The organism is Streptomyces sp. NPDC057287, from assembly GCF_042667905.1.
GTDB lineage: Bacteria > Actinomycetota > Actinomycetes > Streptomycetales > Streptomycetaceae > Streptomyces.
On record NZ_JBHUYV010000007.1, the window covers coordinates 349,753 to 362,150 of the forward strand.

Here is a 12,398-nt window from a genome sequence, read left to right on the forward strand (position 1 = left end):
GAACGCTAACGGTCAGCAGTGACAGCCGGGACATGTATCAGCCAGTGATACGGGCGACCGGACGTCTGAACCGGTCTGAGAGAATTGCGGTGTGATCTCTCGAATCGATCTGCGCGGTGCCGCCCTCCCCGAGGGTGGCGCCCTGCGCGACCTGCTGCCCCGTGCCGAGTTCGACGTGGAAGCCGCCCTGGAGACGGTGCAGCCCATCTGTGAGGACGTACGCCATCGTGGCTCGGCGGCAGTGATCGAGTGGGGGGAGAAACTCGACGGCGTGCGCCTCGACTCGATCCGGGTCCCCGCCGAGGCGATCACCGGTGCGCTGGAGAACCTCGACCCCACCGTGCGTGCCGCGCTCGAGGAGTCCACGCGCCGCGCCCGCCTCGTCCACCGTGAGCAGCGCCGCTCCACCCACACGACCCAGGTCGTCCCCGGCGGTACGGTCACCGAGAAGTGGGTGCCCGTCGAGCGCGTCGGGCTCTACGTCCCGGGCGGCCGCTCGGTCTACCCCTCCTCCGTCGTCATGAACGTCGTCCCGGCCCAGGAGGCGGGTGTCGAGGGCATCGCCGTGGCGTCCCCGCCGCAGAAGGAGTTCGGCGGTCTGCCGCACCCCACGATCCTCGCCGCCTGCGCCCTCCTCGGCGTCGACGAGGTGTACGCGGCCGGCGGCTCACAGGCCGTCGCGATGTTCGCGTACGGCACCGAGGACTGCCTCCCCGTGAACCTCGTCACCGGCCCCGGCAACATCTACGTCGCCGCCGCCAAGCGCCTCCTCAAGGGCCGCATCGGCATCGACGCCGAGGCGGGCCCCACCGAGATCGCGATCCTCGCCGACGCGAGCGCCGACCCGGTGCATGTCGCCGCCGACCTGATCAGCCAGGCCGAGCACGACCCGATGGCCGCCGCGGTCCTCGTCACCGACTCGGAGGAGCTCGCCGCCGCCACCGAGGCCGAGCTGAAGCCCCAGATCGCCGCGACCAGGCACGTCACCGACCGGATCGAGCCCGCGCTGGCCGGCCGCCAGTCCGCGATCGTCCTGGTCGACGACCTGGAGGACGGCCTCAAGGTCGTCGACGCGTACGCCGCCGAGCACCTGGAGATCCAGACGGAGAACGCCGCCGCCGTCGCCGGCCGGGTCCGCAACGCCGGAGCGGTCTTCGTCGGCCCCTGGTCGCCCGTCTCCCTCGGCGACTACTGCGCCGGCTCCAACCACGTCCTGCCGACCGGTGGCTGCGCCTGCCACTCCTCGGGTCTGTCCGTGCAGTCCTTCCTGCGCGGCATCCACATCGTCGACTACACCCGCGACGCGCTCGCCGAGGTCACCCACCACGTCGTGGCCCTGGCCGAGGCGGAGGACCTCCCCGCCCACGGCGCCGCACTCAAGGCCAGGTTCGGCTGGAAGGTTCCGCAAGCGTGACGAACGACCGCACCACCGGCAACGCCTGGGACGACCTCCCGATCCGCGACGAACTGCGCGGCCAGTCCCCGTACGGGGCGCCCCAGCTCGACGTACCGGTCCGGCTGAACACCAACGAGAACCCGTACCCGCTGCCCGACGCGCTCGTCGACCGCATCGCCGAGCGGGTCCGCGAGGCCGCGCGCGACCTCAACCGCTACCCCGACCGTGACGCGGTGGAGCTCCGCACCGAGCTCGCCCGCTACCTCACCCGCACCGCCGGTCACGAGGTCGCCACCGCCAACGTCTGGGCCGCCAACGGGTCCAACGAGGTCCTCCAGCAGCTGCTGCAGACCTTCGGCGGCCCCGGACGCACCGCGATCGGCTTCGAGCCCTCGTACTCGATGCACGCCCTCATCGCACGCGGCACCGGCACCGGCTGGATCTCGGGACCGCGCAACGCGGACTTCACCATCGACGTCGAGGCGGCGAAGAAGGCCATCGCCGACCACCGGCCCGAGGTCGTCTTCATCACCTCGCCCAACAACCCCACCGGCACCGCCGTGGACGCCGGGACCGTCCTCGCGCTGTACGACGCCGCCCAGGCCGCTCGGCCCTCGATGGTCGTCGTGGACGAGGCCTACGGCGAGTTCAGCCACCACCCCTCCCTGCTGCCGCTCATCGAGGGCCGCCCGCACCTGGTGCTCTCGCGCACCATGTCCAAGGCGTTCGGCGCCGCGGGCCTGCGCCTCGGCTACCTCGCGGCGGCCCCCGCCGTCGTCGACGCGGTCCAGCTGGTGCGGCTGCCGTACCACCTGTCCTCCGTCACGCAGGCCACCGCGCTCGCCGCCCTGGAGCACACCGATACGCTGCTCGGGTACGTCGCCCAGCTCAAGAGCGAGCGCGACCGGCTGGTCGACGGACTGCGGGAGCTCGGCTTCGCCGTCACCGACTCGGACGCCAACTTCGTCCAGTTCGGCCGCTTCGCCGACAGCCGCACCGCCTGGCAGCAGATCCTCGACCGGGGCGTCCTGGTCCGGGACAACGGCGTACCGGGGTGGCTGCGGGTCTCCGCGGGAACCCCGGCAGAGAACGACGCGTTCCTCGATGCGGTGCGCGAACTGAAGAAGGAGCACGACGCATGAGCCGCGTAGGCAGGGTGGAGCGGACCACCAAGGAGACCTCCGTGCTCGTCGAGATCAACCTCGACGGCACCGGCAAGGTCGATGTCGCGACCGGGGTCGGCTTCTACGACCACATGCTCGACCAGCTCGGCCGCCACGGTCTCTTCGACCTCACGGTCAAGACCGAGGGCGACCTGCACATCGACTCGCACCACACCATCGAGGACACCGCCCTCGCGCTCGGCGCCGCCTTCAAGCAGGCACTCGGCGACAAGGTCGGCATCTACCGCTTCGGCAACTGCACCGTCCCGCTGGACGAGTCGCTCGCCCAGGTCACCGTCGACCTCTCCGGCCGCCCGTACCTGGTGCACACCGAGCCGGAGAAGATGGCGCCGATGATCGGCGAGTACGACACGACGATGACGCGGCACATCCTGGAGTCCTTCGTCGCCCAGGCGCAGATCGCCCTGCACGTCCACGTCCCGTACGGCCGCAACGCCCACCACATCGTGGAGTGCCAGTTCAAGGCCCTGGCCCGCGCCCTGCGCTACGCCAGCGAGCACGACCCGCGCGCCGCCGGCATCCTGCCCTCCACGAAGGGCGCCCTGTGACCGGCCTCAACACCGTACTGATCCTCGTCGGCCTCTTCCTGGCCGGCGGCGTCTACTCCTTCTGGAAGCAGGGCATGCCCAAGGGCGTCGTCGTGCTCCTCGGGATCGGCTCCGTGATGTGCCTGGTGGCAGGCGTCATGCGGATCCAGGGACTCTGGGACTGAGGAATCTGTGAGCGACAAGAAGAAGATCGTCGTCTTCGACTACGGCTTCGGCAACGTCCGTTCCGCCGAGCGGGCCCTCGCCCACGTCGGCGGCGACGTGGAGATCACCCGCGACTTCGACACCGCGATGAACGCCGACGGGCTGCTCGTCCCCGGCGTCGGTGCCTTCTCGGCCTGCATGACCGGCCTGAGGGAGGCACGCGGCGAGTGGATCATCGGCCGCAGGCTGTCCGGCGGCCGCCCCGTCATGGGCATCTGCGTGGGCATGCAGATCCTGTTCGAACGCGGCATCGAGCACGGCGTCGAGACGGAGGGCCTCGACGAGTGGCCCGGCACCGTCGGACCGCTGAAGGCGGACGTCGTCCCCCACATGGGCTGGAACACCGTCGAGTCCCCGGAGGGCTCCCAGCTCTTCGCGGGCCTGGACCCCGAGTCGCGCTACTACTTCGTGCACTCCTACGCGGCGCACGACTGGTCCCTCGAAGTGACCAACGCCAAGATCCGCGCGCCCAAGGTCACCTGGGCCACGCACGGAGAGCGGTTCGTGGCCGCCGTGGAGAACGGCGCGCTGTGGGCCACCCAGTTCCACCCCGAGAAGTCCGGCGATGCCGGCGCCCAGCTGCTGACCAACTGGATCGAGACGCTGTAATGCCGAAGCTTGAACTGCTCCCCGCCGTAGACGTCCGCGACGGACAGGCCGTCCGCCTCGTGCACGGCGAATCCGGCTCCGAGACCTCCTACGGCTCGCCCCTGGAGGCGGCCCTGGCCTGGCAGAGCTCCGGCGCCGAGTGGCTGCACCTCGTCGACCTGGACGCCGCCTTCGGCACCGGCGACAACCGTGCGTTGATCGCCGAGGTGGCCGGCGCCATGGACATCAAGGTCGAGCTCTCCGGAGGCATCCGCGACGACGCCTCGCTGGAGGCCGCCCTCGCGACCGGCTGTCGCCGCGTCAACCTCGGCACCGCCGCCCTGGAGACCCCCGAGTGGGTCGCCAAGGTCATCGCCGAGCACGGCGACAAGATCGCCGTCGGCCTCGACGTCCGCGGCACCACGCTCCGCGGCCGCGGCTGGACCCGCGACGGCGGCGACCTCTACGAGACGCTCGCCCGCCTCGACTCCGAGGGCTGCGCCCGCTACGTCGTGACCGACATCGCCAAGGACGGCACGTTGCAGGGCCCCAACCTGGGACTGCTGCGGGACGTCTGCGCCGCCACCGACAAGCCGGTCGTGGCCTCCGGCGGTGTCTCCTCCCTCGCCGACCTGCGCGCGATCTCCCTCCTCGTCCCCGAAGGCGTCGAGGGCGCGATCGTCGGCAAGGCGCTGTACGCGAAGGAGTTCACCCTCGAGGAGGCCCTCAAGGCGGTGGCCGCATGACGGACTCCGTGCGCCGCGTCTCCTCGGACGTACCCTTCGAGGAGAAGTTCGGCTACTCCCGTGCGGTCGAACTCCCCAACGGGCTCGTGCTGGTGGCCGGCTGCACCTCCGTCATCAACGGGCAGATCTCCGCGGGCAGTCCGTACGAGCAGGCCGTCGCCTCCTTCCAGGTCGCGTTCGACGCGCTGAAGCAGGTCGGGCTCGGCCGTGAGGACGTCGTCCGCACCCGGATGTACATCACGCACGCCCGGGACGTCGACGAGGTGGGCCGCGCCCACAAGGAGCTGTTCGACGACGTGCGGCCCGCCGCCTCCATGATCATCGTGTCCGGCTTCGTCGACCCCTCCCTGGTCGTCGAGGTCGAGGTCGAGGCCTACCGGGCAGGTGAGCGATGACCCTCGCCGTACGCGTCATCCCCTGCCTGGACGTCGACAAGGGCCGCGTCGTCAAGGGCGTCAACTTCCAGAACCTGCGCGACGCGGGCGACCCCGTCGAGATGGCGAAGCTGTACGACGCCGAGGGCGCCGACGAGCTGACCTTCCTCGACATCACCGCCTCCAGCGGTGACCGCGAGACGACGTACGACGTGGTGCGCCGCACCGCCGAGCAGGTCTTCATCCCGCTCACCGTCGGCGGCGGGGTCCGCACCCCCGACGACGTCGACAAGCTGCTGCGCGCCGGGGCCGACAAGGTCGGCGTCAACACCGCGGCCATCGCCCGCCCCGACCTCATCCGCGAGATCGCGGAGCGGTTCGGGCGCCAGGTGCTCGTGCTCTCCGTCGACGCCCGCCGCACCCCCGAGGGCACCTTCGAGGTGACGACCCACGGCGGCCGCAGGGGCACCGGCATAGACGCCGTCGAATGGGCGCACCGGGCGGCCGAGCTCGGCGCCGGCGAGATCCTGCTCAACTCGATGGACGCCGACGGCACGAAGGACGGCTACGACACCGAGATGATCAAGGCGGTACGGGCCCACGTCACCGTCCCGGTCATCGCGTCCGGCGGTGCCGGCAGGCTGGAGGACTTCCCGCCCGCCGTCGGCGCGGGCGCCGACGCGGTGCTCGCCGCGTCCGTCTTCCACTTCGGTGACCTGCGGATCTCCGAGGTCAAGGGCGCTCTGCGCGAGGCCGGGCACCCGGTTCGCTGACCCCGGCCGGGGAGCGGGCCGGTCCCCGGGACCGGCGATCTCGCCGATGTCCGCAGGGAGCGAGCACCGCCAGAGTGGCGCCGTCAACGAATGACGGCGCCACTGCGCGGTGCTCCCCCGAAGGCCTCCGGACGACGAGGCCTCTCCGGCTGCCGCGGTGTGGTCCGCCTCAACCGAGAGGATCCCCCCTCGTGCAGCAGCACCTCCCCTCCGGCGACACCTCCCCGCGCCGCCACCGGATGTCGAAGAGCCGATCCCGCACCGTGAAGCTGGCCGTCGCCGCGGCGGCCGCTACCGCCGGTCTGGTCACGGCGCTGATGCCGGGCGCCCAGGCCGCGGACAATCCGTACGAGCGCGGCCCGGCACCGAGCAGTTCGAGCATCGAGGCGAGCCGAGGCTCGTACGCGACCTCCCAGACGACGGTCTCCTCGCTGAGCGTCCGCGGTTTCGGCGGCGGCACGATCTACTACCCGACGTCCACCTCGGACGGCACGTTCGGCGCGGTCGTCATCGCGCCCGGCTTCACCGCCTACCAGTCGAGCATCGCGTGGCTCGGCCCTCGCCTGGCCTCGCAGGGCTTCGTGGTGTTCACCATCGACACCAACACCACGTCGGACCAGCCGGCCAGCCGCGGTGACCAGCTGCTCTCAGCGCTCGACTACCTCACCGGGAGCAGCTCGGTGCGCACCCGCATCGACTCCTCCCGGCTGGGTGTGATGGGGCACTCCATGGGCGGTGGCGGCACGCTGGAGGCGGCCAAGGACCGGCCTTCGCTCCAGGCGGCGATCCCGCTGACGGGGTGGAACACCGACAAGACGTGGCCCGAGGTAAAGACCCCGACCCTGGTCATCGGTGCCGACGGCGACACCGTGGCACCGGTCGCCACGCACTCGGAGCCGTTCTACAACTCGCTGCCGGGCTCGCTGGACAAGGCGTATCTGGAGCTGCGGGGTGCCACGCACTTCACTCCGAACAGCTCCAACACGACGATCGCGAAGTACAGCATTTCCTGGCTGAAGCGCTTCATCGACAACGACACCCGCTACGAGCAGTTCCTCTGCCCGCTGCCCTCGACCAGCCTGACCATCGCCGAGTACAGGGGCACCTGCCCGCACACCTCCTGACGATCGCCGAGTACCGGGGCACCTGCCCCTCACACCTCCTGACCATGAGGTCACAGGGGCCGGACCGCGCGCGCGGTCCGGCCCCTGTGCCGTCGTCAGGACCGGCCGACCGCGAAGACCGGCGATCTCGCCGATGTCCGCGCGTGGGCGTGCCGCGACAGTGACGACAGGCCCACCGAACGACGGCGCCACCGACGCGGCACCCCCGAAGGCCTCAGGACGACGGGGCCCCGGCCGCCGCCGTACGGCGCGCCACAACCGAGAGGAATCCCCGTGCAGCAGCACCTCCCCTCCGGCGACACCTCCCCGCGCCGCCACCGGACGTCGAAGAGCCGCTCCCGCACCGTCAAGGGCGCCCTGGCGGCCGCGGCGGCGACCGCCGGTCTGCTCACCGCGCTCGTCCCCGGCGGAGCCCAGGCCGCGGACAATCCGTACGAGCGGGGTCCGGCGCCGAGCAGTTCGAGCATCGAGGCGCTCCGAGGCTCCTACGCCACCTCCCAGACCTCTGTGTCCTCGCTGAGCGTCCGCGGTTTCGGCGGCGGCACGATCTACTACCCGACGTCCACCTCGGACGGCACGTTCGGCGCGGTCGTCATCGCGCCCGGTTTCACCGCCTACGAGTCGAGCATCGCGTGGCTCGGTCCTCGTCTGGCCTCGCAGGGCTTCGTGGTGTTCACCATCGACACCAACACCACACTGGACCAGCCGGCCAGCCGGGGCGACCAGCTGCTCGCCGCGCTGGACTACCTCACGGGCAGCAGTTCGGTGCGGAGCCGGGTCGACTCCTCCCGGCTGGGTGTGATGGGGCATTCCATGGGCGGTGGCGGCACGCTGGAGGCGGCGAAGGACCGGCCTTCGCTCCAGGCGGCGATCCCGCTGACGGGGTGGAACACCGACAAGACGTGGCCCGAGGTAAAGACCCCGACCCTGGTCATCGGTGCCGACGGCGACACCGTGGCACCGGTCGCCACGCACTCCAGCCCCTTCTACAACTCCCTGCCGGGCTCGCTGGACAAGGCGTATCTGGAGCTGCGGGGTGCCACGCACTTCACTCCGAACAGCTCCAACACGACGATCGCGAAGTACAGCATTTCCTGGCTGAAGCGCTTCATCGACAACGACACCCGCTACGAGCAGTTCCTCTGCCCGCTGCCCTCGACCAGCCTGACCATCGCCGAGTACAGGGGCACCTGCCCGCACACCTCCTGACCGCGGGGGAGCAGGGGCCGGACCGCGCGTACCGCGGTCCGGCCCTTCGCCGTCGGGGTGCCGGCCCCCGTGCCGCCCGCGGGGAGAAGCGGAGTTGGAGCCGCCGTTTCGTGACACGTGCGTCGAGAGTGGCGCGAGATGCCCATGAGTCATCATCTGCGCGCACACCACGTTCCGTTACGGGAGGCCGCAAGCATGAGACCCAGGCCGCAGACGGGCCGCAGGCACCGCGGCAAAGCCGTCCGCACCACCGTCGTACTCGCCACCGCCGCAGCACTGATCGCCGCGCTCCCCGCGGGGGCCGACGCCGCACCGGAGCCGAAGGCGCCCCCAGGGGCGGTCCAGGGCCGGACCGGCGGGAACTCCGGGACCGGCGCCTCCGAGCGGCCGGCCGCCGTACCGGAGGAACGACGCGCCGCCGTGCTCGGCAAGGCGTACACCGCGTCCGACGACGTCGCGTGGAGCACCTCCGGTGACGCCACCGGGTTCCACCTGCTGACCGCCGCGCGCGAGGACGGTTACGCCTGGCGCACGGCGGCCACTCTGGCCGAGCCGGGCTTCGAGGCCGACAGCTGGATCGGCAACGTCTGCGTCACCGGTTCCGGCGAGCGCGCCGTGGTCGCGTACGCACCCCGCACCTTCACCAACGACCAGCAGCTCATGTCGCGCGGCGCGTTCACCGCCGTCGTGGAGCTGGCCACGGGGAAGGTCACCAAACTCCCCTTCCAGGCTTCCCTGGCCTACTTCTCGCCGGGATGCGGCACGGACGAGACGGCGGTGTTCTCACAGTTCGCCGACGACCGTTCCGCGCGCAACGAGACCCGGATCGTCCGGGTGGACGCGGCGACCGGCAAGGCCTCCGAACCGCTGGCGCTGGCCGGTCAGGTGACATCGGCCGTGCCGTACGGCGACGATGTCGTCGCGGCCGACGGGAACCGGCTCGTCCGGATCGACGGGAAGGGCGCGCGCAGCACCGTCGCCCTCACCCGGCGCATCCCCCTCCAGCTGAAGGCGGACCGCGACGGGGGCCTCGTCTACCTCGACCGGCCCGCGGCTCCGGCGAAGGCCGGGGTGGCCGCCGCCGAGGACGGTGCCGTCATGCGGGTCGACGCGGCCGCCGTGAGGACCGGAAAGGGTGCCCCGAGCAAGCTCGCCACCGGCACCCTCACGAAGATGGACCTCACGTCGAGCGCCGACGGCACCGTGCTGGTGACCGGTGAGACCCGGCAGGCGGTCTCCGCCCTGCCCGCGGTCGTGCGCCGGCCCGCGGGCGCCCTCAAGGACGCGCACGCCTCCACCGACGGCAAGGTCCTGGTGACCGCCTCCGGCTGGAGCGGCGACGGCGAGAACCCGGCCCGCGCCGGGGAGACCGGTGCCGAGCGCACCGCGCTGATCGACCTCGAGGATCTGGGCACCGGTAGGACGATCGCCCTGGAGACCCGGCCCGGCGGTGCCCCGCACGAGGACGCCGGCCAGAAGCTCTCCCCGGCGCTGGAAGGGGTCGCCACCAAGGCGCCCGGTAGCCGCTCCGCGTCGCTCGCGGCCGCGGCCGACCCGCACAACCCGGTCGAGGACGAGCGCACCTGCGCCGTCGCCCGGGGTGACGTCCGGCAGCAGGCATTCCAGCCGACGCCCCGTCAGGTGGAGTGGGCGGTCGACCAGGCGATCAGCAACAACCTGAACAAGCTGGTGACCCGCCCGGCCAACTGGAAGGACACGGGCGTCGGTTCCTACTCGCCCCAGCAGCTGTTCCCGCTGAAGTCGCTGACCGGCGGCGGCCAGATACCGGCGCAGGTCATGCTTGGGATCACCGCGCAGGAATCCAACATGTGGCAGGCCACTCGTTACGCCGTCCCCGGGGTGACCGCCAACTCCCTGATCGGCAACTACTACGGCACGACGTACAACTCCGACGGCCAGATCCCCGATCCGTGGGCGATCGACTGGGCCGAGTCGGACTGCGGCTACGGCATCACGCAGGTCACCGACAACATGCGCAAGAGCGACACCGGGTGGTCCTCACTCCAGCAGAAGGCCGTGGCCGTCGACTACACCGCGAACATCGCGGCCGGCGTCAACATCCTGGTCGAGAAGTGGAACCAGACCAAGGCCGGCGGGATGACCATCGCCAACGGCGACCCGAAGTACCTGGAGAGCTGGTTCTTCGCGCTGTGGGCGTACAACTCGGGCTACTACGCCGAGGCCGACGCGAGCAAGAACAAGGGCAAGTGGGGTCTCGGCTTCACCAACAACCCGGCCAACCCGCTGTGGAAGGCCAACCGCACCCCGTTCCTGGAGAACGCGAGCGGCACCGACGACTACTCGCACGCCGCGCACCCGCAGGACTGGCCGTACCAGGAGAAGGTCCTCGGCTGGGCCGCCCGTCCCCTCTCGGCGCTCTTCAAGCCCGGTGACATGCAGGCCGGATACCGCCCCGCCTGGTGGACGACCGTCCTCGACCGCACGGCGATGAAGCCGCCGGAGTCGCTGTTCTGCACCAGCGCCAACGAGTGCGACCCGAGCAAGATCGGCCCGAACGACTCCAACGACCCCGGCATGGGCGCCTGCACCCGCAGCGACCTGTACTGCTGGTGGAACAAGTCGATCCCGGCGACCACCTGGAAGAACTGTGCCTCCGGGGTGTGCGGCAACGCGATCCACCGGTTCGACAACACCTATCCCGAACAGCCGGACGAGACCTCCTACGCGCCGCGCTGCTCGGGCGGCGTTCCGAGCGACGCCCTGGTCATCGACGACGTGCCCAACGGCGTCAGGCCGTCCGGGTCGGCCAACCGCTGCCCGTCGGCGGTGTCCTCCGCGGGCAGCTTCGAGTTCACCTTCGCCGCCTCGGGAGGCTTCTACCCGGGCAAGATCGACCTGCACCAGATCGGGGCCGGCTACAGCAACCACTTCTGGTTCACCCACAGCCGCGAGACCGGCACCACCGATGCCAACCGCCTCAGCACCACGGGCACCTGGAAGCTGGGCAAGGCACTCAACGGCTGGTCCCGGGTGATGGTGCACATCCCCGACCACGGGGCGCACACCCAGCAGGCCAAGTACGAGATCGACACCGGCTCCGGCTCGTTCACCCGTACCCGGTACGTCAACCAGAAGATCAAGGCCAACACCTGGGTCTCGCTGGGCGTGTACAACATGAGCGGCACGCCCCGTGTCCGCCTCGGCAGCCAGACCGAGGACGGGGACGGCAGCGAGGACGTGGCCTGGGACGCGGTGGCCTTCCAGCCGCTGGCGGCCAAGCCGAAGCACATCGTGGCCGTCCTCGGCGATTCGTACACCTCGGGGGAGGGGGCCGGCGACTACAGCCCCGAGTCCGACGCGGACCACGGCACGGACCGGTGGAACGCCTGCCGGCGCAGCGACAACGCATGGTCCCGGAAGGTCGTCCTGCCGGGCACCTCGACCCCGCTGGGACAGCTCTCGGACGACTGGAGCTCCACCGCCGAACTCGGCTTCGTGGCCTGCTCGGGGGCGATGACCAGGAACGTCTGGAACGGTCCGTTCGACGCGGAGTCGCAGAGCTTCGGCGAAGGGCAGTTCAAGGAGATCAACCAGGTCAACTCCGGGGTGCTCACCCCGGAGACCACCCTGGTGATGCTCACGCTCGGCGGCAACGACGGCGGCGGGTTCACCAACGCCATGATGGACTGCGCGGGCATCGGGACCAACTGCAACGAGGACCCGGGCTTCCTGACCAAGTACAAGGGCATCGTCGACCAGACGATGATCCCCAACCTGTCGAGCACCCTGAGCGACATCGCGCTCAAGGCGCCGAACGCGCAGATCATGCTCATGGGCTATCCGGAACTGCTCAGCCGCACGGTCAAGTGCGCCGGTTCGCTCTACTACATGATGCCCGAGGTCGCGGCGCTGGCCGAGCTGGTCAACCACGCCGACACCGAACAGGAGAAGCTGGTCGGCCGGCTGAAGACCGGCGGCATGAAGATCGCGTACGCGAACCCGGTCGACGCCTTCGTCGGTCACGCGGGCTGCGACGACCCCGAGTGGATCAACAAGGTCGTCATCGGCCCCAACGGCGACGGCGACTTCCACCAGGGCGACCCGGTCACCAAGGTCACCGGTTCCTGCACGGCCGACTGGCTGCCCGAGGAATGCCTCAGCCGCGAGTCCTTCCACCCGAAGTCCGACGGCACCACGGGGTACGCGAACGTGATGAAGTCGAGACTGACGGCACTCGGATATACGGGCTCGTGATGCGGTACGACCGTCG

The 12,398-nt window shown here is 70.6% G+C and carries 11 protein-coding genes; all 11 read left to right on the top strand.

From position 1 onward, the window contains the following. Positions 1–91 precede the first annotated feature (91 nt). The 11 genes from hisD (at position 92) to ACFUNE_RS16800 (ending at position 12,382) form a co-directional block, all read left to right on the top strand. The gene (gene hisD, locus ACFUNE_RS16750; protein ID WP_383567650.1) at positions 92–1,414 is read left to right on the top strand and encodes a histidinol dehydrogenase; all 1,323 of its coding nucleotides are present in this window, start codon (positions 92–94) and stop codon (positions 1,412–1,414) included. Next, positions 1,411–2,538, top strand: a complete 1,128-nt coding sequence (locus ACFUNE_RS16755) for a histidinol-phosphate transaminase (RefSeq protein ID WP_383567653.1) — start codon at positions 1,411–1,413, stop codon at positions 2,536–2,538. The genes hisD and ACFUNE_RS16755 overlap by 4 nt, the downstream gene beginning before the upstream one ends. Continuing rightward, positions 2,535–3,128, top strand: coding sequence for an imidazoleglycerol-phosphate dehydratase HisB (gene hisB / locus ACFUNE_RS16760; protein ID WP_031098999.1), 594 nt, complete (start codon positions 2,535–2,537; stop codon positions 3,126–3,128). The genes ACFUNE_RS16755 and hisB overlap by 4 nt, the downstream gene beginning before the upstream one ends. After that, positions 3,125–3,292: a hypothetical protein gene (locus ACFUNE_RS16765; protein WP_014156783.1), complete on the top strand. Its 168-nt coding sequence runs from the start codon at positions 3,125–3,127 to the stop codon at positions 3,290–3,292. The genes hisB and ACFUNE_RS16765 overlap by 4 nt, the downstream gene beginning before the upstream one ends. Positions 3,293–3,299: 7 nt before the next feature. After that, positions 3,300–3,941: an imidazole glycerol phosphate synthase subunit HisH gene (gene hisH / locus ACFUNE_RS16770; protein ID WP_383567657.1), complete on the top strand. Its 642-nt coding sequence runs from the start codon at positions 3,300–3,302 to the stop codon at positions 3,939–3,941. Next, entirely contained in the window at positions 3,941–4,666 is a 726-nt protein-coding gene (priA, locus tag ACFUNE_RS16775; protein ID WP_383567660.1) for a bifunctional 1-(5-phosphoribosyl)-5-((5-phosphoribosylamino)methylideneamino)imidazole-4-carboxamide isomerase/phosphoribosylanthranilate isomerase PriA, read from the top strand. Before hisH ends, priA begins: the two co-directional genes overlap by 1 nt. Beyond that, positions 4,663–5,061, top strand: coding sequence for a RidA family protein (locus ACFUNE_RS16780; protein WP_383567663.1), 399 nt, complete (start codon positions 4,663–4,665; stop codon positions 5,059–5,061). The genes priA and ACFUNE_RS16780 overlap by 4 nt, the downstream gene beginning before the upstream one ends. Beyond that, complete coding sequence (gene hisF, locus ACFUNE_RS16785; RefSeq protein ID WP_383567666.1) at positions 5,058–5,813, top strand: imidazole glycerol phosphate synthase subunit HisF; 756 nt, start codon at positions 5,058–5,060, stop codon at positions 5,811–5,813. Before ACFUNE_RS16780 ends, hisF begins: the two co-directional genes overlap by 4 nt. 191 nt (positions 5,814–6,004) lie before the next feature. Beyond that, positions 6,005–6,937 carry an alpha/beta hydrolase family protein gene (locus tag ACFUNE_RS16790; RefSeq protein WP_383567669.1) on the top strand — a complete coding sequence of 311 codons (933 nt, stop codon included), beginning with the start codon at positions 6,005–6,007 and terminating at the stop codon, positions 6,935–6,937. A 273-nt stretch (positions 6,938–7,210) separates the two neighbouring features. After that, positions 7,211–8,146 (top strand): alpha/beta hydrolase family protein, encoded by a 936-nt coding sequence (locus tag ACFUNE_RS16795; RefSeq protein WP_383567672.1) that lies wholly within the window; start codon positions 7,211–7,213, stop codon positions 8,144–8,146. 195 nt (positions 8,147–8,341) lie between these two features. After that, on the top strand, positions 8,342–12,382 hold the full coding sequence (locus tag ACFUNE_RS16800; protein WP_383567675.1) for a hypothetical protein: 4,041 nt from the start codon (positions 8,342–8,344) through the stop codon (positions 12,380–12,382). Positions 12,383–12,398 lie beyond the last annotated feature (16 nt).

Coding starts and splice junctions, on each gene's coding strand:
- priA (WP_383567660.1), top strand. CDS start 3,941: ATGCCGAAGCTTGAACTGCTCCCCGCCGTAGACGTCCGCGACGGACAG.
- hisF (WP_383567666.1), top strand. CDS start 5,058: ATGACCCTCGCCGTACGCGTCATCCCCTGCCTGGACGTCGACAAGGGC.
- ACFUNE_RS16780 (WP_383567663.1), top strand. CDS start 4,663: ATGACGGACTCCGTGCGCCGCGTCTCCTCGGACGTACCCTTCGAGGAG.
- hisB (WP_031098999.1), top strand. CDS start 2,535: ATGAGCCGCGTAGGCAGGGTGGAGCGGACCACCAAGGAGACCTCCGTG.
- ACFUNE_RS16800 (WP_383567675.1), top strand. CDS start 8,342: ATGAGACCCAGGCCGCAGACGGGCCGCAGGCACCGCGGCAAAGCCGTC.